This window comes from Burkholderia cepacia, from assembly GCF_001039005.1.
GTDB lineage: Bacteria > Pseudomonadota > Gammaproteobacteria > Burkholderiales > Burkholderiaceae > Burkholderia > Burkholderia theae.
This window is the reverse complement of the sequence record NZ_LDWR01000018.1, coordinates 126,631-147,468: the sequence shown is the minus strand read 5'-3', so window position 1 is coordinate 147,468 and position 20,838 is coordinate 126,631. Positions and strand designations below refer to the sequence as shown.

Below are 20,838 nucleotides of genomic sequence, written 5' to 3'. Positions count from 1 at the left end.
GCGTTACCGCGATCGTTCTCGGCTGATGTAGATCGCGAGCAGGATGATTCCGCCCTTGATCACGTTCTGCACATACGGGTTCACGCCGATCATGTTCAGGCCGTTGTTGAGCACGCCGAGCAGCAGCGCGCCGACCAGCGTGCCGAGGATCGCGCCGCGCCCGCCGGAGATCGACGTGCCGCCCATCACGACGGCCGCGATCGCGTCGAGTTCGAAGCCCACGCCCGCGTTCGGCTGCCCGCTCATCAGCCGCCCGGTCAGCACGATCGCGGCGAGCGCCGACGTGAGCCCGGCCAGCGTGTAGACGATCAGCTTCACGCGCGCGACGCGCACGCCGGTGAGCCGCGTCGCCTGCTCGTTGCCGCCGATCGCATACACGTAGCGGCCGAACGGCATGCGGTCGAGCAGCAGCCACGCGATCGCATAGACCACCAGCATGATCAGCACGGGTGCCTGGATGCCGAGCACCTTGCCGCTGCCGAAGAACGCGACCCAGTCGGGCAGGCCGTCGATCGGATAGCCGCCCGTGTAGATCAGCGCGAGGCCGCGCGCGATGCCCATCGTCGCGAGCGTGACGATGATCGGCGGCATCCCCGCGAACGCGACGAACACGCCGTTCAGGAAGCCGAAACCGAGGCCGACCGCGATGCCGATCGCGAGCGCGGCGACCGCGTTGACACCCGCGACCATCAGCCCGGCCGCGAGCGTGCCCGACAGCGCCATCACCGAGCCGACCGACAGGTCGATCCCGCCGGTCAGGATCACGCAGGTCATGCCGACCGCGATGATCGCGTTGATCGACACCTGGCGCAGCACGTTTTCCAGGTTCGCGGCGGACAGGAAGCTCGGGCTCGCGATCATCATCGCGATGCACACGACGATGAGGCCGACGAGCGGATAAAACAGCGTCGAGCGCCGCAACCGCGCCCACATCGCGCGGCGCGGTGGCGCATCGCCGTTTCCGATGGTGGCGGCCAGCGTCGTCGAAGGCGTGGAAGAAGAATCAGGCAGGTTCATGGGTCGCTCCTCGCGTGCCGGCCGTGGCATGGGTCATGACCGTGTCGGGATCGATCTCGTCGCCTTCGAGCGTCGCCTCGATGCGCCCTTGCCGGAACACGGCAACGCGATCGCACATGCCGACGATCTCCGGCAGTTCGGACGAGATCATGATGATGGCGTAGCCGCGCGCGGTGAGTTCGCGCATCAGCCCGTAGATTTCGGCTTTCGCGCCGACGTCGATGCCGCGCGTCGGCTCGTCGAAGATCAGCACCGACGTGTGATGGTTCAACCAGCGCGCGATCACGACCTTCTGCTGGTTGCCGCCGGATAGCGTCGCGACTTCGGTGTGGATCGACGGCGCCTTCACGCCGACGCGCCGCATCACGTCGTGCGTCGCGCGCGCCTCGCCGCGCCGGTCGATCAGCCAGCGCATCGACCGGTACTTGCCGAGGTTGTTCAACGAGATGTTGTCGCGGATCGAAAACGACGTGACGAGCCCTTCCGTCTTGCGGCTTTCCGGCAGGATGCCGATGCCCGCGCGCAGTGCGTCGGCCGGATCGGCGAGCTTCGCCGCCGCGCCGCGCACGCGCACTTCCTTGCGGTGCGCGCGCGTCGCGCCGATCACCGCGAGCGCCGTTTCCGTGCGGCCCGAGCCGACCAGCCCGGCGAAGCCGAGGATCTCGCCCGCCCGCAGCGCGAAGCGGTTTACCGGGCCGCCGCGCTCGAGCTGCAGCGCGTCGACTTCGAGCACGGCCGGCGCGTCGGCCGGCAGCGCGGGCTTCGGCGGAAAGCTGCTTTCGATCCGGCGGCCGACCATCATCCGCACGAGCTGCTCGACGTCCGTGCGCGCGACGTCGGTCGTCGCGACGTACTGGCCGTCGCGCAGCACGGTGATGCGGTCGCACACCGCGAAGATCTCGTCGAGGTGATGCGAGATGAAGATCATCGCGACGCCCTGCCGCTTCAGCTCGCGCATGATCGCGAACAGGTGCTCGGCCTCGGCCGGCGTGAGCGTGGCGGTCGGTTCGTCGAGGATCAGGATGCGCGCGTCGAGCGACAGCGCCTTGCCGATCTCGACGAACTGCTGCTGCGCGACCGACAGCACACGAATCGGCGCATCGAGATCGATCGACACACCGAGCCGCGCGAAGATGCCGACCGCCGCACGGCGCATCCGCGTGCGGTCGCGCGCGCCCCAGCGGTTGCGCAGCTCGCGGCCGAGGAACAGGTTGTCGACGGCGTCCAGGTGCGGGATCAGGCTGAACTCCTGGAACACGATGCCGACGCCCGTCGCGACCGCCTCGTGATAGTTCGCGAAACGGCGCGCGGCGCCGTCGATCTCGATCGTGCCGGCATCCGGTTGATGAATGCCGCACAGGATCTTCATCAGCGTCGACTTGCCCGCGCCGTTCTCGCCGAGCAGCGCGTGGATCTCGCCGCGCGCAATCTCGAGATGAATGTCGGACAGCGCCTTCACGCCGGGAAAGCTTTTCGTGATGCGGCTGAGCCTGAGTATCGTATCCATCGGCCTCTCCGTGCGAAGGGCGTCGGCCGTGCCGCCGCCCTTCGCGTCGTGTCGCACGTCGTTCACCAGCTGAAGCCCTTCGCGTTGCCGCGATCGACGACCTTCACGTCGACCGGGATCGCCTTCGGCACCGTCGCGCCCCACTTGCGCGCGATCGCGATGCCGAGCGCGATGCGCACCTGGTCGGCCGGGAACTGCGCGGTCGTCTCGATGAACTTCGAGTTCGGCTTCTGGATCGCGGCGATCGCCTCGGGCGCGCCGTCGACGCTCGTCAGCTTGATGTCCTTGCCGGAACCCTCGATCGCGGCGAGCGCGCCCATCGAGCCGCCGTCGTTCACGCTGAAGAGGCCCTTCAGGTTCGGGTGCGCGGAGATCATGTTTTCGGTCACCGACAACGCGGTCGCGCGCTCCTGCTTGCCGTTCTGTGTGTCGACGAGCTTCACGTTCGGAAATTTTGCGAGCCCGGCCTTGCAGCCGCGCACGCGTTCGAGAATCGGCACGACCGGAATGCCGTCGAGGATCGCGACCTCGCCACTGCCGCCGATCGCCTTCGCGAGGTATTCGCACGACATCACGCCCGCGTCGTAATTCTTCGAGCCGACGAACGAATCGACCGGCCCGTTCGCGTTCGCGTCGACGGCCACGACCACCGCGCCGGCCTTCTTCGCCTGCGTGATCGCCGACTGGATGCCGGTCGAATCGGTCGGGTTCACGAGCAGGATGTCGATCTTCTTCTGCAGCATGTCCTCGACGTCGCTCACCTGCTTGCTGACGTCGTGATGCGCGTCGGTGACGACGACCTGCGCGCCGATCGTTGCGGCCGCATCGGTCAGCGCCTTCTGCATTGTCACGAAATACGGGTTGTTCAGTTCCTGGAACGTCATGCCGATCCGCAGCGGCGCGGCATGCGCGGCGGCGGGCAGCAAGGCCGCGACGGCGAGCGCGGCAAGGGCCGCCATGCGGGCGGCGCGGCGGGGGGATGAGGCGGGCGATGCATGCGTCATGACGGTGTCTCCGGTTGTATAAGGCTTTTTCGTGGGTGAGCAAGCCCCTCGCGACGCGGGCGGCGCGATCGGCTGGGTAAAACGGCGTGGAAAACTCAGGTGGGCGGCGGCCCGGCGATCATCCCGGCTGCGGCGCGAGTTCGGGCGCGCCGGGTGTCAGTACGCGCGGCGGCATCGGGTTGCCGGTGGGCGCCGCATGCAGCGCGAGTTCGCGGCTGCGCGCGTTCAGGCGCTGCAGCGCGCGGAATTCGGACGGCGCCATCCCCTTCACCGCGCGGAACTGGCGGTTGAAGTTCGATACGTTGTTGAAGCCGGCCTGGAAGCAGATATCGGTGATGCTCGTATCGTCGGCGAGCAGCATCTGGCACGCGGATTCGATCCGCAGACGGTTCACGTACTGCACGAACGGCATGCCCGTCTGGCGATGGAACGCACGCGAGAACGCGCTGACGCTCTGCCCGGTCAGCTGCGCGAGATCGGATTCGCGCAGCTCGGACGCGAGGTTCTTGCCGATATACGACAGCGCATGGCTGAGCCGCGTGGGCGTGACATCGGCCTGGTCGTACGCGGGGCTCGCGAGCAGCGTGCGCTCGTCGGCGCCGCACAGCCGCTCGAGGATCGTCATGAACAGCGCGATGCGGCGCATGCCGCGCGCCGCCAGCAGTTCGTCGAACAGCGGCGCGATCGCGGCGCTCGTCGCTTCGTCGAAACCGACACCGCGCCGCGCATCGTCGAGCAGCGCCTGCGCATCGCGGCATTCGGGAAACGCGTCCATGCAGCGGCGCACGAACGCCGGATCGAACTGGATCACGAGATTGCGGCGCTCGACGGTTTCGCCTTCGGCCATGTCGCTGACCCAGTTGTGCGGCAGGTTCGGGCCGAGCAGCACGAGATGGCCGGGGCCGAACGAGCCGACGTGATCGCCGACGAAATACTTGCCGCGCGTCGCAACGATCAGATGCAATTCGAATTCGGGATGGAAGTGCCAGCGGATCGTGCGATACGGATAGCCGTGCGACCAGACCTTGAACGACTCGTCGCGTCGCACTTCGACCACTTCGAGATCGGGGTGCATCATCTTGGCGTCTCCATTCCCATGTATCGCTGGCCGGCCTGTTCGGCTGTTCGCGCGTGCGCCGCGTGTTTCGCGCGGCGACGCGACCGGTCGCATGGGAAGCAATGTAGGTCGATCGAGCGCGCGGCTCCACCAACTTTACGCCTGATTTTCGATACTTTTTTGCGCTTTCCGCCCGTAAACGGCGCCAGATGGCAAATTTGTGCAGCGCGGAACGTGCCGGGGCGGCCGCCCGGCCGTGCGATACGCCCGCGCCGGTGTTTACGCCGCCGCGTGCTCGCGCGCCGTGCGCACCTCGTACGTCTTCAGGTGGTTGTACGCGATCCGCAGCAACGACAGCGCGTCGGCCGCCTGCGGGTCGCGGCGCGCGAGCAGATCGCCGATCACATGATCGGCTTCGACGCGCGCATGATTCTCGACGTCGCGCAGCATCGATGCGGTCAGCGGCGACGGCGTCAGCACCATCTGCTGCATCCGCTCGACGGCCGCCGGGTCGGGCCGCTGGCCGTTGTATTCGGCGATTGCGCTGCATTCGCCGACCATCGTCTCCAGCAGGCGGCGGCCGTCCGGCGCGGCGAGAATGTCGCCGACCGAGCCGCGGAACAGCGACGTGCTCGCGGCGAGCGTCGCGAGGAACACCCACTTCTCCCACATCCGCGCGGCGATGTCGTCGCTGAGCGTCGCGTCGAAACCCGCGCCATCGAACACGTCGGCCACCGCGCGCACGCGCGGCGATTCGCCGCCGGCGAGTTCGCCGAACGACAGCCCGGCCGTGTCGTTCAGGTGCACGATGCGCTGCTCGCGATCGAGCGTCGCCGCGATCACGCACAGCCCGCCGAGCACCTGCGCGGCGCCGAACCGGTCGCGCAGCACGTCGAGGTGACGCATGCCGTTGAGCATCGGCAGGATCAGCGTCTGCGGCCCGACGAACGGCGCGAACGAGAGAATCGCGTCGTCGAGGCTGTAGGCCTTGCAGCTCAGCAGCACGAGGTCGAACGGCGCGACCCCGGCGCCCGCATCGCCCGCGCGCACGGTCTGCACGTTCGCGAGCGTCAGGTCGCCGCGCGGACTGCGGATCAGCAGCCCGTCGCGTGCCAGCGCAGCCGCGCGGCCGTCGCGCACCAGGAACGTCACGTCGCGCCCCGCCGCGGCCAGCCGTCCGCCGAAATATCCGCCGACCGCGCCGGCCCCCACCACCAGAATTCGCATCGTTGCCTCCTTTCGGTTTCGTTCAGCGCCGCGCCGCCGCCCGCCCCGGGGCGCCACGCGCGCGCAATCGCCCCGACAGTATAGCGACGCCCGTTATGCATATGCATAGATACCCGTGCCGACGTCGCAGGCATGGGCAGCCGCGCCGCGTCTAAGGGATTACCCGTCTACGGCGATGCGCCGCGCGCGCCGTCAAGACACTTATCCCGTCACGCCGTATTGGCGAGCATCCTCGACTGACCGACCACACACCATGCGCAACCTTTCCCTGAATCAGAAACTCGCCTCGATGATCGTCATCCTGTGGCTCGGCCTGCTCGTGATCGCCGGGCTCGGCGCGTGGCAGACGCGCGCATCGATGATCACGGACCGCCGCGACCAGCTCGCGTCGCTGGTCGCGCAAGCCGCCAGCGTGACCGACCATTACTACAAGCTGTCGCAGCAGAACGCGATACCGGAAGCCGACGCGAAGCAGAAGGCGCTCGAAGCGATCGCCGCGATGCGCCACGGCGCCGACGGCTACATCTCCGTCAACGACTCGAAGCCCGTGATCGTGATGCACCCGATCAAGACGGACCTCAACGGCAAGGACGTGTCGAATTTCACCGATCCGAACGGCAAGCACCTGTTCGTCGAGATCGTGAAGGCCGGCAACGTGGAAGGCGGCAAGGGTTTCGTCGAGTATCTGTGGCCGAAGCCGGGCGCCGACAAGCCGCAGGAGAAAACCAGCGCCGTACAGCGCTTCGCGCCGTGGGACTGGTATCTCGTGACGGGCATGTACATGAACGACGTGCGCTCGGCCGTGCTCGAGAGCATCGGCCGCTGGCTCGCGATGACGGCCGTGCTCGGCGCGCTCGCGACCGCCGTGATGGTGCTGGTGCTGAAAAGCGTGCGCGCGAGCCTCGGCGGCGAACTCGAGGATGCGCTCGACGCCGCGCAGCGCATCGCACAGGGCGACCTGACCGCGCGCGTCGCCGTGAAGCACGACGATCGCGGCAGCCTGCTGCATGCGCTGCACACGATGCAGGGCGGGCTGATCGACATGGTGTCGCGCGTGCGGATGGGCACCGAGAACATCAACGTCGGCGCGAGCGAGATCGCGTCCGGCAACACGGATCTGTCGCAGCGCACCGAGGAACAGGCGGCCGCGCTCGTGCAGACCGCGTCGAGCATGGACCAGATGACCGCGAATGTGAAGCAGAACGCGGACAGCGCCGCGCAGGCCGCGTCGCTCGCCGGCGAGGCCGCGCAGGTCGCGACGCGCGGCAGCACGGTGGTCAACGATGTCGTGCGCACGATGAACGAGATCACCGACCGTTCGCACAAGATCGGCGACATCATCGGCGTGATCGACGGGATCGCGTTCCAGACCAACATCCTCGCGCTGAACGCGGCGGTCGAAGCCGCGCGCGCGGGCGAACAGGGCCGCGGCTTCGCGGTGGTCGCGGCCGAAGTACGCTCGCTCGCGCAACGCTCGGCAACGGCCGCGAAGGAGATCAAGTCGCTGATCGTGTCGTCGAACGAGACCGTCGAGCACGGCGCGACGCTCGTCACGCACGCGGGCGAGACGATGACCGAGCTCGTGCAGTCGGTGCGGCGCGTGAACGAGATCCTCGACGAAATCAGCCACGCGTCGCGCGAGCAGAGCGCGGGAATCGAGCAGGTCAATCGCGCGGTGGGAGAGATGGACCAGGTCACGCAGCAGAACGCGGCGCTCGTCGAAGAGGCCGCCGCCGCCGCGCACTCGCTGCGCGATCAGGCCGAAGCGCTGCGCGACGCCGTCACGCGGTTCGCGTTGCCGGCCTGACGGCGGCGCCTCGGCACGCGCGTGCTCACGCCACGCCGCCGGCCCGCGGCACGGCCGCGCCGGTGCCGAGCCCCAGCCCGGCCGCCCGCTGGATCAGCTCGACGTCGTTGTTCGCGCCGAGCTTCTTCATCGCGCTGATCTTCTGCGCACTGACCGTCTGCTTGCCCTTGCTCAGGCGCTGCGCGATCGTCTTGATCGGCACGCCCGACAGATACAGGCGAATCACCTCGATCTCGCGCACCGACAGCTTCACGGGCGCCTCGCCGCCCTCGTCGAGCGCGTCGACCGCGCGCCTGACAAACGGCGACAGGTAGCATCCGCCGCTGTAGCTCGCATGGATCGCCGTGACGATATGGCCGACGTCGTCGAGCTTGCTGACGACGCTCACGCCGCCGATCGCGAGGATCGACCGGAAGATCAGCGGGTTCTCGTTCGCGACCAGCGCGACGATCCCGGCGTTCGGGCGCGTGCGCCGCAGCCAGTCCAACAGCGCGAGGCCGTCCATCCGCTCGTCGCCGCGGATCGCATAGTCGACCAGCACGATGTCGCAGTCGACGCCGCCGAGCGACGCCACCAGTTCGGCCGCACTCCGGTAGACCGCGACGAGCTCGATCGCGCAGCCGCTGCCGGCGACCTGCTCGATGCCGGCCAGCGTCAGCGGCCAGTCGTACGCGAAGACGATGCGAACATTGAATTTCCTCATACGCGGTTCCTGGTTGTTCACCGGCCGTGCAATGCGGAACGCACGCGGCCGGTTCGACGTTGAAAGGACGTTCGGGATATTTTTATCCCGAACGTCGATTCTATGGAGCCGGGCGCGGGCGGGATATCGGACGGTATATGGATCGGCCGTCGGGGACGTAATACGAGTTTGATATTTGCGCGGGTTCGAACGGCCGGCGACCGGTGCCCAACGGCCGCGGGCATCGGCCAAACGGCCGGCGTTGCGCGCCGCGCGGGCCATGCGGCCGGTCAACAGGTAAAATTGCGGCCTTTGCTGCCATTCCGGGTCACCGGCGGCGAGCGCTGCGCCGATGCCGGCCGCGCGCCACCGCCCTGTTGCCGGCTGCCCGACCTTCTCGCGCTCCTCATGACCGAATCCGATCTGCAATCCGACGACACCTCCATCCACGAACACGGCCTCTGGCGCGACAACGGCTGGACGGCCCGCATCATCAAGAACGAAGACGACGACGGCTGGGCCGTCGAGATGATCAAGGACGGCGAGTCCGAGCCCGCGCTCGTCGGGCCGTGGACCATGGGCCGCGACAAGAAGAACCCGAAGCCGATGGACGCGAACGCGTTCCGCACGCTCGTGAAGACCGCGACCGAGGTGCTGATGCGGCACGAGCAGCAGCGGCGCGCGATGCTGCACAAGGAAGTCGCGGTTCAGGGCGAGGACGGGCAGGACGTGTCGGTGACGCTCGACATCGTGCCGGACGAATTCGAGCCGTACGCGCAGCTCAAGGCATTCGATCCGTACGGCGAGCTGCTGGCCGAAGCAAAGGTGTCCGCCGGCTTCAAGCTCACCAAGGCCAGCGCCGAGCGCTGGGTCGCCTCGGGCTTCGAGCGGCCGGCCTGACCGGGCGCGGCGCGCCGGCGCGCGGGATCAGGCGCCGGCGCCCTGCCGCTCGCGCTGCAGCCGGCGCGCCGCCAGCTTGCGCCGCACGAGCTGCTCAAACTGCTGCGTCGCGACCTCCGGATCGCGCGCGGCCAGCCCGAGCGCGTTGCGCACGAGCTGGATCGGCGTCAGCACGATGCCCCACGGCAGCCCCCACCAGCCGAGCGTGACCGACGCGAGCAGCGCGGCCGCCTGCTTCTTGCGGCCGCAGCGGCGGCAGCACACGTGACGACGCGTCGCCCAGCGCGTGACGAACACCAGCGACACGACACGATGCGACGCGTGGACATCGACCGGATTTCCCTCGCGCAGGCAGATCGGGCATGGCCCGTATCGCCAGTCGTCGACATACAGCCGAACCTTCTCGTCGGGCACCCGTTCGGCCTCGACGACGATCGGATGCGCTTGCGCGCACGCCGGACTGCAATAGCGGTGGCCGTCGATCGACCGCCCGCCGACCAGGAACGTCCTGCCGCAGTGACTGCACTCTGACACGATAACCTCGGATAAGCGTGATGCGCCGCGTGCGGCCGCGCGCGCGTCGATGCGCGGGCGGTCCGGACGGGCCGTTTCCTGTCTTAACGGCCGCCGCCGCACGGTCTTGAGCGGATGCGCGCCAACGCGCGTCAGCCGTGCAGCCCGTGCGAGGTCATCAGGCGGTACAGCGTCGCGCGCGAAATACCCAGCTCGGCCGCGACGTCCGCATGCTGGTGGCGGTGGCGCAGCAGCGTTTCCTCGATCGCGTGCCGCTCGGCCTGCCGGCGCACTTCCGCCAGCGTCGGCGGCTGCCGCGACGTGTACTGGTGCAGCTCGAGATCGGCGGCGGAGATCATCGGGCCGTTCGTCATCACGACCGCGAACCGGATCCGGTTGATCAGCTCGCGCACGTTGCCGGGCCACGGATAGTTGTGGATCGCCTCGACCGCGCAAGGCATGAAGCCGCGAATCCGGTGCGAACAGTCGTCGCGATAGCGCCGCAGCACGTAATCGGCGAGCAGCATGATGTCGCGGCCGCGCGCGCGCAGCGGCGGCTCGTCGATACGCAGCACGCACAGGCGGTAGAACAGGTCGGCGCGGAACCGCCCCATCTGCATCGCGGTCTCGAGATCGACGTGAGTCGCCGACACGATCCGCACGTCCACCGGAATCGACGCGTGTCCGCCGAGCCGCTCGATCTTGCCTTCCTGCAGGAACCGCAGCAGGCTCGCCTGGCTCTCGAACGGCATGTCGCCGATTTCGTCGAGAAACAGCGTGCCGCCGTGCGCGGCCTCGATGCGGCCGATCTTGCGCTGGTGCGCGCCCGTGAACGCGCCGCGCTCATGGCCGAACAGTTCGGCCTGCAGCAGCGTCGCCGGGATGGCCGCGCAGTTCACCGCGACGAACGGCGCGTCGGCGCGCGACGACTGCTGGTGGATCGCTGCCGCCGTCAGCTCCTTGCCGGTGCCGGATTCGCCGGCGATGAACACGGTGGCCTCTGTGTTCGCGACCTTGCGGATCGTCGCGAACAGCCGGCGCATCGCGTCGCACGAGCCGATCATCGTGCCGCCGGCCGGCACCGCGTCCGCGCCCGGGTCGCCATCCGCGAGCTTCAGCATCCCGTACGCATGGCCGACGAGATAGCCGATCGTCGTGTATGCGGTCGCATTGCGCACGTAGTCGAAACAGCAATGGCGGATCAGGCGCGCGACGGTAATGTCGCGCAGCCGCTCGCCATCGGCGAGCGCAACCCAGCCGACGCGTGGGTCGCGCAGCAGCGCCTCGAACGACGCGACGTCGGGCGACGCGAAGCTGCCGAAATCGACGATGCCTGCATGCGGGCGGTTCGCCTTGACGAGATTGAGTGCGTCCGCAACGGTTTTCGCGCGCCACACGTCCCAGCCGCGCGACGCGAGACAGTCGACGAGCGCCGCATCGTGATGCTGCGACAGGTACACGAGCGGCCGCGACGGCGCGACATGATTGCGCCGGATGGCCACGAACGGTGCAGTGCCCGCGTCCCGTTCGACGTCCTGCGGGCCTGACAGCCTGATCTGGCAGCAATAGTTCACGATGGCCTCGTCGCGTAAGGTTATAGGTCGGAACAGCTCGTGCCGGATTGACGTTTCGTTATCGGCAAAAAACGACGCGCTGCGTGTAGATCTGCGGCTCGATGACCGGCTTCGTCGACCGGTTGATATCCTCGCGATAAGCCCGGTAGGTCTTGCCGTTCACCGTCACATCCTCCGCGCGGGCCGTCTCGATCGTATTGAGCCCTTTGCGCTGCCAATCGCTCACCCGGTCGGCCGCCGACAGGCTCGACTCGCCGGCGATCTTCTGCGTAATCGCGCTGCCGTCACTCCACGGCTGCGTCCGCATGTCCTCGGCATGCTGCATCGCCCCGATCGTCTTGCCGGTCGGTGCCGGCCCGTTCTGCGCTTCGAACGGCGTGCCGCGGCCGTACGCGGGCGATTGCCACGACGGCGCGTGCCCCTCCTCCGGCATCATGTAAATCATCTGAGGGTCGCCGACCATCATCATCGGTGCGCATGCCGTGTTGTCGGCGCGGCCGAGCGTCGTCAGCGCCTGCTGGACGCTCACGGCGTTCGCGGCAGTCTGCTCGCTCAGGATCACGAACACCGCGGGATTCTGGAACACCGATTGCGCGGCGGCTTGCGCGCTGATCAGCAGCAGAGCGACCAAAAAGATCCTCATGATTGAGGCCTCCTTGTATCCTCGTCGGGCAAAAAGAGGTGTTGACCTCGGGGATGGGATCAACACCCGTCAAACAGGGACGTCCATCGTGCATCGGGTCCGAACGACTCTCGTGCGACCGGTGTTCCGGTTGCACGAGAGACGGACCCGCATGCTTACGACGACGTGCTCGTCGAGACGACCGCCGGAGCCGGCGTGGCCGGTGCGGCCGGTGCGGCCTGCTGGTCGGCCGGGGCCGGCGGCAGTCCTTGCGCCGGATCGGACAACGCAGGCATATCGGCAGGCTGCGCAGGTGCGGCCGCGGATTCGGCCGCGTCCGGCACCTTCGCGTCGGCAGCCGGCATGTCGGCTACCGCAGGCTGCGCGGCTTCCGGTGCGGGTGCGGGTGCTTCAACGGCGGCCTGCGGAGCCGGTTCGACGGCCTTCGCATCGGCTGCCGGCGCGGGCATCGCAGCGTCCGCTGCCTGCGGCGCGGCGTCGGTTGCGGCTGGCGCGCTGTCCGCGGCCTTCGCATCGGCTGCGGGCATCGCGACGACGGCAGCGGCCGGCGTCGGGTCAGCAGCCGGCGCGGCAGCGGCTTGCGCTGCGTTGTCGGTCGCGGCCGGCATCGGCTCCGGCGCCTTGTCGGCGACGGGCTGCACGGGTTCCGGTGCCTTGTCGGCGACGACCGGCGCGGGCTCCGGTGCCTTGTCGGCGACAACCGGCGCGGGCTCCGGTGCCTTGTCGGCAACCGCCGGCGCGGGTTCCGGTGCCTTGTCGGCAACCGCCGGTGCGGGCTCCGGTGCCTTGTCGGCAACCGCCGGTGCGGCGATGACGGCCGCCGCCGGCACGGCTGCCACTGCGGCTGCCGGTACGAGCGAAGCTGCGGGTGCGGCTGCGACAGCCGGTGCGGCTGCGACAGCCGGTGCGGCAGCAACAGCAGGCACGGCAGCGGCGACCGGTGCGGCGGCTGCAACCGCCGGCGCTGCAACTGCCGGTGCGGCTGCGGCAACTGCCGGTGCAGCAACTGCCGGTGCGGCCGCGGCAACCGCCGGCGCCGCGACTGCCGGTGCTGCCGCAACCGGCGCCATCGTCGGCACGGGCACCGGGACCGGCACCGGGATGGGCGCCGCCTGCACCGCGGTCGTCGCCACCGGGCGAGCCTGTGCCGGCGCCGGCGCGGCAGCGTCGAGCGGCGGCAGGCCCATGCGGTTGCGCACGATCGGATCGTGATACTTCACGTCGTCGGCGACGGTCGCTTCGGCGCTGGGCGCGACATTCGAACGCGCGAGCGGCGCGGTCGTGCCCGGGCACAGGTGGCCGGTCGCTTCCACCGCGCGCCGGTTCGCGTCGCTCTGGCAGAGCAGCGCGAGCGCCACGTCGGTCAGGCCCATCGCACGGAATTCACGTGCATCGAGACGGCGGACGCAGGCCTGGTCGACCAGCGTCGTGCCGCCCGTCGCGCCGAACCCCGGGAACGACACGCCGACGCTCACCGACCCCATGCAGGTGTCGGACAGCGTGGTCGTGAGACCAGGCGCCTGAATGGCCGGGTTCGTCTTGATCGTCTGCGTACCCGAGTAGTTGACGTTTTCCGACGACTGGGTGTTGTACGGGTTGGTGCCGGGCGAACCGGCTGTCTGGAGCGCGCTCGTGCTCTGCGGCGTCACGTTCGATCCGCCGCTCGTGCCGGACGGCATCGTCACGTTCACATTCACGCTCGAATTGCCGCTGCCGCGAACCCCGCTGCTGCTGGTGGCGTTGCCGCCGCGCGAGCTCGTGGTGTTCGTGTTCATGCTCGAGCCGCCGCCCTGGCTGACTGCCGTCGACGACGTCGAAGACTGTGCGCTCGAAGTCGAATCGGCGGTTTGCGCCTGGGCCCCGATCGTGGTCATCGCGAACATGGCCGCACATGCCACCTTGATCTTGTTGCTGTTCATTTCACTCTCCGGACGAGGTTTGACCTCCCACCCAGGCAACCGTACTAATTCCCCTGAATCCCTTCAGCTTTTCCTGCTTCCCCGAACTGCTTCCAGCCGCTGCCCAGCTGGGACCACGAGCCGGCCGACATGCCCTGCCACTGCTGGGAGTCCGGTCCGCCGATGGCATTGCCCGACGAAAGCGTTTGTTGTTCTGACGGTTTGGTTGTCTGGTCAGGGTTGTTTGACGTCTGCATATTCGATTGCACGTCCTCGGCAGCACGGTCAGCGCCATATGCCGTCAGTGACGCAAGCATCAGAGCGGCGGCAATCACTTTCTGCTTCATGCCAACTCCTTACGTGACAACAATGCGGGGAAAGAGACCAGCGTCGCTGAGAAACTGGTCCCCCCACACCTGACTAATGACTGCTCCCGGTCGCGCTGGAACTTGCCTGGCTTCCGCCTGATGCGGACGGAGAGCCGGCCGGCCCGGTACTCCAAACGGTCGACGAGTTGTAGTGATTCGAACCCGTGATCGCGCCTGACCCGCCACTGCCCGTGAGCCCGGCGGCACCTGCGTTGGCATTTCCCTGGTCGTTCGCGCTCGATGCGGTGTAGTGGTTCGCACCCAGCACGATCGTGGCGGAAACCCCTCCCGATAGCGCATTCGCGTTCTCGTTCGTGCTGCTGTTTCCACCGAACGAGCCTGCGGCACCGATACCGCCGCCTGCCGCGAACGCTCCCCCGTTCGTGCCCGAACCGCTGGCTGTCGACGTCGAGTTGTGAAAGGCGGATGCCGTACCAACGGAACCGGACGGTGTCACGGTACTGCCTGCGCTTGCGCCCGCTACCGAATTCGAATTGCTCGTATAGCTGCCGGAGCCGACCAGTACCGAACCGGAAACACCTGCCGCAACAGATTGCGTCTGGTTGGTCGTGGACGAACCGGCTGCCAATGCGGCCGACGATAGGACGGTAAGCGCTGTCGCTAAAATGACTTTGGCTTTCATAGCAATTCCTTGCTGTGAGGTTGTTCGGCAGTCCAGGAACCGGGCGCGCCCTTGCGGAACAAAACCCGGCCCCCGTACCGCCAGCCAATGACGAACGCTACGTGCCCCGGCTTAGTGGTGATACGTCCAGCCGATCGAACCGGCATTCGCGCCGCTCGTGCCGCCAGCCTGTGCACCGCCGAAGCCGAAACCGCCGACCGACGACGATTGCGTGTGGTTGGTGTACGAGATCGAGCCGCTGCCGGGGCCGCCGGCAACTGCACCGGCTGCGCCGAGTGCCGAGCCGGAATCGGTCGCGGAGAAATGACCGAACCCGGCCACACCGGCCATCGTCGAACCGCCACTCGACGAGCTGCTGCTCGACACCGTGCCGCTGCCTGCGAACGCTGCACCCGAAACCGCCAGAACTGCTACTGCAATCAGAAGCTTCTTCATGGTCGACTCCATAACGGCGTGGACTGAATGAGCCAGGAAGATCGCACGCCATCAATCTTCCTGCCTTGAGCAATCCTCATGATAAGGATCACTATTTAATTACGAGAATCATGTTGCCTTTGAAATTCATTTATTTTTCTATTTTTGCCAGCCGAAGTTTAGTTTTGTGTTTCTAAGTTGTCCAAAATTTATTAGTAGGTGTTTTCGATGAATCCTATGAACTTTTATTAATTCCCGAAAACCCCGCCATTGGATTAACCGAAACGACGCGCACACCTTTCCGGCTCGCGATATTCGATACCCCACCGGACGAGATGCCGAAACGCGGCATCCCTTTCCGGGATCGAAAATGCGCGAATACATTTACCACCGCAAATGCAGCGCCGCTCAAAATGCTCTTTTAATCGAGCGATAACGGGCCTGCATCGCAGCCAGGTAACATGTCTTCTCCCTGAGCGATCTACGAAAGGTCTTCCGGATAATCCGGCCGACAGGTATTCGATCTAATCCGGCCGGCGCCAGTATTGGCCTGGCGCAATCGAAACCACCCTGCACGGTCGAAGACGAATCGGCGTCACGCTGTCCGGCACGAACAGACTGACCCATCCGGGTGAACTGAATGAAGGCGAGCAGCGCTGTCGCCCGATTGCCGCGTGGCGCGACAACCGCTCCAGCACGCGAAGCGTGCCGAGGCCGAGAAAGCGGCATGTAAGAACCCGCGAAGCTGGCACTGCGTCGCGAGCAACACCCCGATCTTTCCGACTACCCCACCGATGCGCAAAGTACGCGCCGATCAAGCTACTGCTTATAGTCTTCATCGCCGTTTCCCCGACTGGCTTATTGACGAGGTGGTCGCCCCACATCTTTGTTGCGTCATCTCGACCGCTCGCCGATGCGACCAATACCGCAAGCAGTGTGCCACGCGTTATTCCACCGTTCGTTGCGCGCGGCAAACGGTTGCCACGCGGGCACGAATCGCCGAGAACGTCATTTTTTGTTTCAGGAATGTATCGCGGCAACGGTCCGGCACACGCGGCGATCGTTGAACATCGCGAAGCAATGCCCTGATTTGACGGACGAATCCGGCACGCCGGCCCTCGCCGAACGGTCATATGAACGGTTGTTTCAAACTTGAGAAGCGCGCCGCCGCGCTGGCCGGGCGGCGTCGGTCTTTCCGCTTGCAAACCACGCGGGACGGCGCGTGCGGCCGGTCTCCCATGCCCGGACAAACGGGGATCGAATCGCTTGTCGCCCGGCTCCACCAGCCCGGCACGACCGCTTCCGATATGTCGTCGACATGCATTCGCACCGACAACTGGAACGATTTTGATTCATCCGTGAAAATACCGACACGATCACACGGCAATCGAAAGGTCGAAAAATAGTAAGAATGAAAATATATGTGTCGGCCGATGATGTTGTCATCTCGCCAGTTTACCGGCGTAACAATCAAAACAAATGAAAACTTTCAATTCCACCAGGAGACGGTACATCGCTTTTTTACGTTCATGCGATCCACCTTTCAAAACATGGATCGCGCGATAGCCGGCACATTCAAGAAACGTTTTTAATCCTTTATCGCCGCAGTTCTCACCATTGAAACATTCAAAATCAACACCTGTTTAACGCCCCCCGCCCCGCAAAAGCCTGATCTATCGCGAGTTTCGTCGTATCGAATTGCATCGATCCGGCAATCGTTCGAGTCGCTTTCCTGTCCCCACGATACACACATGAAACACAAATTCGCGTGACGCGCGGCAATTGCGCGACCGCGCGTGCGCACACCGGGACTGCGGCGTCCCTGGCATGCCGATTGCCTGATACCCGGCTCTCACCGAGAGGCACGCCACGGCACGAAGTACACGGATGGCGGCCCGCTCGTCAATCAGCTTGTCGGGGAAACGGCGATGAAGATCACCAGCGATCGATCGACGCTTGCGTCGTTCAAGCATCAGCGGGGAAGTCAGCGAAACCGGAGTGCCTGTCGCGGCGCTTCGTCGACATCAGTCCATGCGAACCATCGCTTGCCGAAACGCTGCCCGTGCAGCGGGATGGAACGTGTGCGCGCCGCCGTCGCGCAAATCGACGTGTGGTTCGACGAGATGTACGACGAAGGAGAGAGCCATGAATGACAGGGTTGCGATCGAGACGCGCGCCGGTCGGCGCGCCCTCGTGACGGGTGGCGCCGGGTTTCTCGGCAGCTACGTGTGCGAGCGCCTGGTCATGGAAGGTGCATCCGTCACGTGCATCGACAGCCTGCTGACGGGGCGCAAGCTCAACGTCGCCGACCTGAAAGCGTCCGGCCGCTTCGAGTTCGTGAAGGGCGACGTGTCGCTCGGACTGCCCGAGCTGCAGGTGGACGAGATCTGGAATCTCGCGTGCGCGGCCTCGCCGCCCACGTATCAGATCGATCCCGTCCACACCATGATGACGAACGTGCTCGGCATGAACCATTGCCTTGCACTTGCGCGCAAGACGGGCGCACGCGTGTTCCAGGCGTCGACCAGCGAGATCTACGGCGATCCGGGCGTGCATCCGCAGATGGAAACCTATCGCGGCAACGTGAACACGATCGGCCCGCGCGCGTGCTACGACGAAGGCAAGCGCGCCGCCGAGGCGCTGTGTTACGACTACTACCGTGCGCACGGCATCGACGTGCGCGTCGCGCGTATCTTCAACACGTACGGCCCGCGGATGTCGCCGCGCGACGGCCGCGTCGTGTCGAACTTCATCGTCGGCGCGCTCAACGGCGTGCCGCTCGAAATCTACGGCGACGGCAAGCAGACGCGCTCGTTCTGCTTCGCCAGCGACCTGATCGACGGCTTCTTCTGCCTGATGGGCGCCAAGCGCAACGTCGGCACGCCGGTCAACATCGGCAACCCCGGCGAATTCACGATGATCGAGCTCGCGGAGAAAGTGCTTGCGATGACGGGCTCGAAATCGGAGATCGTGTTCCGGCCGCTGCCGATCGACGATCCGCACCAGCGCAAGCCCGACATCTCGGTCGCCGCGACCGAGCTCGGCTGGTGGCCGGCGATCGACCTCGACGAAGGGCTGCGCCGGACGGTCGACTATTTCGCCCGTGAACTGTGGCTCGAACCGGTGCTGCGCATGACCGGAGCGACCGCATGAAAGTGCTTGTAACCGGCGGAGCGGGTTATATCGGCAGCCATACGTGCAAGGCGCTCGCTCAAGCGGGACACGAGCCGGTCGCCTACGACAATCTGTCGACCGGCCATCGCGACGCGGTTCAATGGGGGCCACTCGTCGCGGCCGACATTCTCGACCGCGACGCGCTGTCGAAAGCACTCGCCGCGCACCGGCCCGACGTCGTGATCCATTTCGCCGCGCTCGCCTATGTCGGCGAATCGGTGCTCGTCCCCGAGCGCTACTACACGGTCAACGTGACGGGCACCTGCACGCTGCTGAGCGCGATGCGGGCGGCCGGTGTCGGCCAGATCGTGATGTCGTCGTCGTGCGCGACGTACGGCGTTCCGGACGTGCTGCCGATCTCGGAGCGCACGCCGCAGCAGCCGGTCAATCCGTACGGCTTCACCAAATACGCGATGGAGCGGATGGCCGCCGATTTCGAGCGTGCGTACGGGTTGAGGTGGGTCGCGCTGCGCTACTTCAACGCGGCGGGCGCGGACCCCGACGGCGCGATCGGCGAATGCCACGAACCGGAAACGCACGCGCTGCCGCTCGCGATTCGCGCGGCGCTCGGCACGGGCGGTGCGTTCAAAGTGATGGGCACCGATTACCCGACGCCCGACGGCTCGGCGATTCGCGACTACGTGCACGTGAGCGACCTCGCCGACGCGCACCTGAAGGCGACCGCCTATCTGTGCGGCGGCGGCCACAGCGTCGCGCTGAATCTCGGCACCGGCCAGGGGACCTCGGTGCTCGACGCGCTGCGCGCCGTCGAAGCCGTGACGGGGCGCCGCGTGCCGACGGTGATGGCCGCGCGCCGGCCGGGCGATCCGCCCGCGCTGTACGCCGACGCGACAAAGGCCGCGCTGGTGCTCGGCTGGCGGCCGCGCTTCACCGCGATCGAACCGATGGTCGAACACGCCGCGGCGTGGTTTCAGAAGGAACTGCAGTTCGAATCGAACAAGTAGTCGCGCAAGTTTCACGGAAAGGCACCCAGGGGAACAACCATGAATGTGCGGATCGCCATCGTCGGCACGGGCTACGTCGGGCTGGTGAGCGGCGCGTGCTTTGCGGATCTCGGGCACGACGTCGTTTGCATCGACAACAATCGCGGCAAGATCAACGCACTGAACGAAGGCCTCATGCCGATCTACGAGCCGGGCCTCGACACCGTCGTCGCACGCAACGTCGAACGCGGCACGCTGCGCTTCAGCAGCGACCTGGCGGCAAGCGTGCGCGATCGCGACGCGGTGTTCATCGCGGTCGGCACGCCGACGCTGCCGGGCACCGATTACGCGGACCTGCAGTATGTCGAAGCGGCCGCGCGGGAGATCGCGTCGAACCTGATCGGTTTCGCGGTCGTCGTCACCAAGTCGACGGTGCCGGTCGGCACGAACCGGATCGTCAAGCAGATCGTCGAGCGCTGTGCACCGGACGGCGTCGACGCGGCGATCGCATCGAATCCGGAGTTCCTGCGCGAAGGGTCGGCAATCGACGATTTCATGCATCCGGATCGCGTCGTGTTCGGCGCCGAGCATCCGCGCGCGATCGAGATCATGAAAGCGATCTACGCGCCGCTGGAAGCGATGGGACATCTCGTGCTCGCCACCGAGATCGAGACGGCCGAACTCGTGAAGTACGCGGCGAACGCGTTCCTCGCGGTGAAGATCAGCTATATCAACGAGATCTCGGACCTGTGCGAAGCGGTCGGCGCCGATGTCGAGGTGGTCGCGAACGGGATGGGCCTCGACCGCCGCATCGGCGCGTCGTTCCTGAAAGCCGGCCCCGGCTGGGGCGGTTCGTGCTTCCCGAAGGACACGCGCGCACTGAAGGCGACGGCCTCCGAACATGCGGTGCCGCTGCGCATCGTCAGCGCGGCGATCGAATCGAACGCGCTGCGCAAGGAACAGATCCTGCACCGCATCGAGAAAGCCTGCGGCGGCTCGATCAAGGGCAAGCGCATCGCCGTGCTCGGCCTCACGTTCAAAGGCCAGACCGACGACGTGCGCGAAAGCCCCAGCATCGACGTGATCCAGTTGCTCGTCGGCGCGGGTGCGCATATCCGCGCGTACGACCCCGCACGCCCGCACGAGGCGTCGCGGCTGCTGCCGCAGGTGTTCATGGAAGGCTCCGCGGTCGACGCGGTGCGCAGCGCGGACGCCGTCGTCGTGATGACCGAATGGAAAGCGTTCGAGGCGCTCGATCTCGCCGACCTTGCGGACCACATGGCCGATCCCGTGATGCTCGACATGCGCAACCTGTTCAGCGAACGGCTGGCGGTCGACGGCGGCTTTCGCCGCTACGAACGCGTGGGCCGCTCGTGCGGCGAACGCACGGCGGCGGACCCGGCTTCGGAACAACCGCAAGACAGCGAGGACACCCGGCTGCAGCGCGGCCTGCTTCACAACTGATG

The 20,838-nt window shown here is 66.6% G+C and carries 19 protein-coding genes; 6 read left to right on the top strand and 13 right to left on the bottom strand.

Going from position 1 to position 20,838, the window contains the following annotated elements:
- Window positions 1–3: 3 nt before the first annotated feature.
- The 5 genes from VL15_RS11640 to panE all read right to left on the bottom strand — a co-directional run bounded on the left by VL15_RS11640 (window position 4) and on the right by panE (window position 5,812).
- Window positions 4–1,017, bottom strand: a complete 1,014-nt coding sequence (locus tag VL15_RS11640) for an ABC transporter permease (protein ID WP_048245628.1) — start codon at window positions 1,015–1,017, stop codon at window positions 4–6.
- Window positions 1,004–2,524 carry a sugar ABC transporter ATP-binding protein gene (locus tag VL15_RS11635; protein WP_048245701.1) on the bottom strand — a complete coding sequence of 507 codons (1,521 nt, stop codon included), beginning with the start codon at window positions 2,522–2,524 and terminating at the stop codon, window positions 1,004–1,006. Before VL15_RS11635 ends, VL15_RS11640 begins: the two co-directional genes overlap by 14 nt.
- Window positions 2,525–2,586: 62 nt before the next feature.
- Window positions 2,587–3,528, bottom strand: coding sequence for a substrate-binding domain-containing protein (locus VL15_RS11630; protein ID WP_048245627.1), 942 nt, complete (start codon window positions 3,526–3,528; stop codon window positions 2,587–2,589).
- Between the two features lie 118 nt (window positions 3,529–3,646).
- Window positions 3,647–4,606: an AraC family transcriptional regulator gene (locus tag VL15_RS11625; protein ID WP_048245625.1), complete on the bottom strand. Its 960-nt coding sequence runs from the start codon at window positions 4,604–4,606 to the stop codon at window positions 3,647–3,649.
- Between the two features lie 258 nt (window positions 4,607–4,864).
- On the bottom strand, window positions 4,865–5,812 hold the full coding sequence (gene panE / locus VL15_RS11620) for a 2-dehydropantoate 2-reductase (protein ID WP_048245624.1): 948 nt from the start codon (window positions 5,810–5,812) through the stop codon (window positions 4,865–4,867).
- A 253-nt stretch (window positions 5,813–6,065) separates the two neighbouring features.
- Here panE and VL15_RS11615 point away from each other — a divergent pair, with 253 nt between their 5' ends.
- Window positions 6,066–7,619, top strand: a complete 1,554-nt coding sequence (locus VL15_RS11615) for a methyl-accepting chemotaxis protein (RefSeq protein WP_048245623.1) — start codon at window positions 6,066–6,068, stop codon at window positions 7,617–7,619.
- A 25-nt stretch (window positions 7,620–7,644) separates the two neighbouring features.
- On the opposite strand, the gene VL15_RS11610 is transcribed toward VL15_RS11615, so the two are convergent.
- Entirely contained in the window at window positions 7,645–8,322 is a 678-nt protein-coding gene (locus VL15_RS11610; protein ID WP_048245621.1) for a response regulator transcription factor, read from the bottom strand.
- Between the two features lie 387 nt (window positions 8,323–8,709).
- Between VL15_RS11610 and VL15_RS11605 the strand changes: the two genes are divergently transcribed.
- Window positions 8,710–9,201 carry a hypothetical protein gene (locus VL15_RS11605; protein ID WP_048245620.1) on the top strand — a complete coding sequence of 164 codons (492 nt, stop codon included), beginning with the start codon at window positions 8,710–8,712 and terminating at the stop codon, window positions 9,199–9,201.
- A 27-nt stretch (window positions 9,202–9,228) separates the two neighbouring features.
- Here the strand turns inward: VL15_RS11605 and VL15_RS11600 are convergent, their stop codons facing one another.
- The 7 genes from VL15_RS11600 to VL15_RS11575 form a co-directional block, all read right to left on the bottom strand.
- The gene (locus VL15_RS11600; RefSeq protein WP_048245619.1) at window positions 9,229–9,735 is read right to left on the bottom strand and encodes a hypothetical protein; all 507 of its coding nucleotides are present in this window, start codon (window positions 9,733–9,735) and stop codon (window positions 9,229–9,231) included.
- A gap of 131 nt (window positions 9,736–9,866) precedes the next feature.
- On the bottom strand, window positions 9,867–11,288 hold the full coding sequence (locus VL15_RS11595) for a sigma-54 dependent transcriptional regulator (RefSeq protein ID WP_155420189.1): 1,422 nt from the start codon (window positions 11,286–11,288) through the stop codon (window positions 9,867–9,869).
- A 58-nt stretch (window positions 11,289–11,346) separates the two neighbouring features.
- Window positions 11,347–11,931: a hypothetical protein gene (locus VL15_RS11590; protein WP_048245618.1), complete on the bottom strand. Its 585-nt coding sequence runs from the start codon at window positions 11,929–11,931 to the stop codon at window positions 11,347–11,349.
- Between the two features lie 155 nt (window positions 11,932–12,086).
- Window positions 12,087–13,850 carry a chemotaxis protein CheA gene (locus VL15_RS11585; protein ID WP_048245617.1) on the bottom strand — a complete coding sequence of 588 codons (1,764 nt, stop codon included), beginning with the start codon at window positions 13,848–13,850 and terminating at the stop codon, window positions 12,087–12,089.
- Between the two features lie 44 nt (window positions 13,851–13,894).
- Complete coding sequence (locus VL15_RS11580) at window positions 13,895–14,176, bottom strand: hypothetical protein (RefSeq protein ID WP_048245616.1); 282 nt, start codon at window positions 14,174–14,176, stop codon at window positions 13,895–13,897.
- 73 nt (window positions 14,177–14,249) lie between these two features.
- Window positions 14,250–14,840 carry a hypothetical protein gene (locus VL15_RS39925; protein ID WP_080970798.1) on the bottom strand — a complete coding sequence of 197 codons (591 nt, stop codon included), beginning with the start codon at window positions 14,838–14,840 and terminating at the stop codon, window positions 14,250–14,252.
- A gap of 111 nt (window positions 14,841–14,951) precedes the next feature.
- Complete coding sequence (locus VL15_RS11575; RefSeq protein ID WP_048245615.1) at window positions 14,952–15,275, bottom strand: hypothetical protein; 324 nt, start codon at window positions 15,273–15,275, stop codon at window positions 14,952–14,954.
- Window positions 15,276–17,182: 1,907 nt separating this feature from the next.
- Here VL15_RS11575 and VL15_RS43155 point away from each other — a divergent pair.
- The 4 genes from VL15_RS43155 to VL15_RS11555 are packed head-to-tail and all read left to right on the top strand — an operon-like array spanning window position 17,183 to window position 20,836.
- Window positions 17,183–17,407: a hypothetical protein gene (locus VL15_RS43155; RefSeq protein WP_230684430.1), complete on the top strand. Its 225-nt coding sequence runs from the start codon at window positions 17,183–17,185 to the stop codon at window positions 17,405–17,407.
- The gene (locus tag VL15_RS11565; RefSeq protein WP_048245614.1) at window positions 17,400–18,407 is read left to right on the top strand and encodes a UDP-glucuronic acid decarboxylase family protein; all 1,008 of its coding nucleotides are present in this window, start codon (window positions 17,400–17,402) and stop codon (window positions 18,405–18,407) included. The genes VL15_RS43155 and VL15_RS11565 overlap by 8 nt, the downstream gene beginning before the upstream one ends.
- The gene (gene galE / locus VL15_RS11560; protein ID WP_048245613.1) at window positions 18,404–19,393 is read left to right on the top strand and encodes a UDP-glucose 4-epimerase GalE; all 990 of its coding nucleotides are present in this window, start codon (window positions 18,404–18,406) and stop codon (window positions 19,391–19,393) included. Before VL15_RS11565 ends, galE begins: the two co-directional genes overlap by 4 nt.
- A gap of 39 nt (window positions 19,394–19,432) precedes the next feature.
- On the top strand, window positions 19,433–20,836 hold the full coding sequence (locus VL15_RS11555; protein ID WP_048245612.1) for a UDP-glucose dehydrogenase family protein: 1,404 nt from the start codon (window positions 19,433–19,435) through the stop codon (window positions 20,834–20,836).
- Window positions 20,837–20,838 lie beyond the last annotated feature (2 nt).

Bases quoted from the DNA above. Each gene is read 5' to 3' on its own strand.
- VL15_RS11565 (WP_048245614.1), top strand. From the start codon at position 17,400: ATGAATGACAGGGTTGCGATCGAGACGCGCGCCGGTCGGCGCGCCCTC.
- VL15_RS11555 (WP_048245612.1), top strand. From the start codon at position 19,433: ATGAATGTGCGGATCGCCATCGTCGGCACGGGCTACGTCGGGCTGGTG.
- VL15_RS11605 (WP_048245620.1), top strand. From the start codon at position 8,710: ATGACCGAATCCGATCTGCAATCCGACGACACCTCCATCCACGAACAC.
- VL15_RS11625 (WP_048245625.1), bottom strand. From the start codon at position 4,606: ATGATGCACCCCGATCTCGAAGTGGTCGAAGTGCGACGCGACGAGTCG.
- galE (WP_048245613.1), top strand. From the start codon at position 18,404: ATGAAAGTGCTTGTAACCGGCGGAGCGGGTTATATCGGCAGCCATACG.
- VL15_RS11590 (WP_048245618.1), bottom strand. From the start codon at position 11,931: ATGAGGATCTTTTTGGTCGCTCTGCTGCTGATCAGCGCGCAAGCCGCC.
- VL15_RS11615 (WP_048245623.1), top strand. From the start codon at position 6,066: ATGCGCAACCTTTCCCTGAATCAGAAACTCGCCTCGATGATCGTCATC.
- VL15_RS11630 (WP_048245627.1), bottom strand. From the start codon at position 3,528: ATGACGCATGCATCGCCCGCCTCATCCCCCCGCCGCGCCGCCCGCATG.
- VL15_RS39925 (WP_080970798.1), bottom strand. From the start codon at position 14,840: ATGAAAGCCAAAGTCATTTTAGCGACAGCGCTTACCGTCCTATCGTCG.
- VL15_RS11580 (WP_048245616.1), bottom strand. From the start codon at position 14,176: ATGAAGCAGAAAGTGATTGCCGCCGCTCTGATGCTTGCGTCACTGACG.
- panE (WP_048245624.1), bottom strand. From the start codon at position 5,812: ATGCGAATTCTGGTGGTGGGGGCCGGCGCGGTCGGCGGATATTTCGGC.
- VL15_RS43155 (WP_230684430.1), top strand. From the start codon at position 17,183: ATGAAGATCACCAGCGATCGATCGACGCTTGCGTCGTTCAAGCATCAG.
- VL15_RS11610 (WP_048245621.1), bottom strand. From the start codon at position 8,322: ATGAGGAAATTCAATGTTCGCATCGTCTTCGCGTACGACTGGCCGCTG.
- VL15_RS11640 (WP_048245628.1), bottom strand. From the start codon at position 1,017: ATGAACCTGCCTGATTCTTCTTCCACGCCTTCGACGACGCTGGCCGCC.
- VL15_RS11575 (WP_048245615.1), bottom strand. From the start codon at position 15,275: ATGAAGAAGCTTCTGATTGCAGTAGCAGTTCTGGCGGTTTCGGGTGCA.
- VL15_RS11635 (WP_048245701.1), bottom strand. From the start codon at position 2,524: ATGGATACGATACTCAGGCTCAGCCGCATCACGAAAAGCTTTCCCGGC.
- VL15_RS11585 (WP_048245617.1), bottom strand. From the start codon at position 13,850: ATGAACAGCAACAAGATCAAGGTGGCATGTGCGGCCATGTTCGCGATG.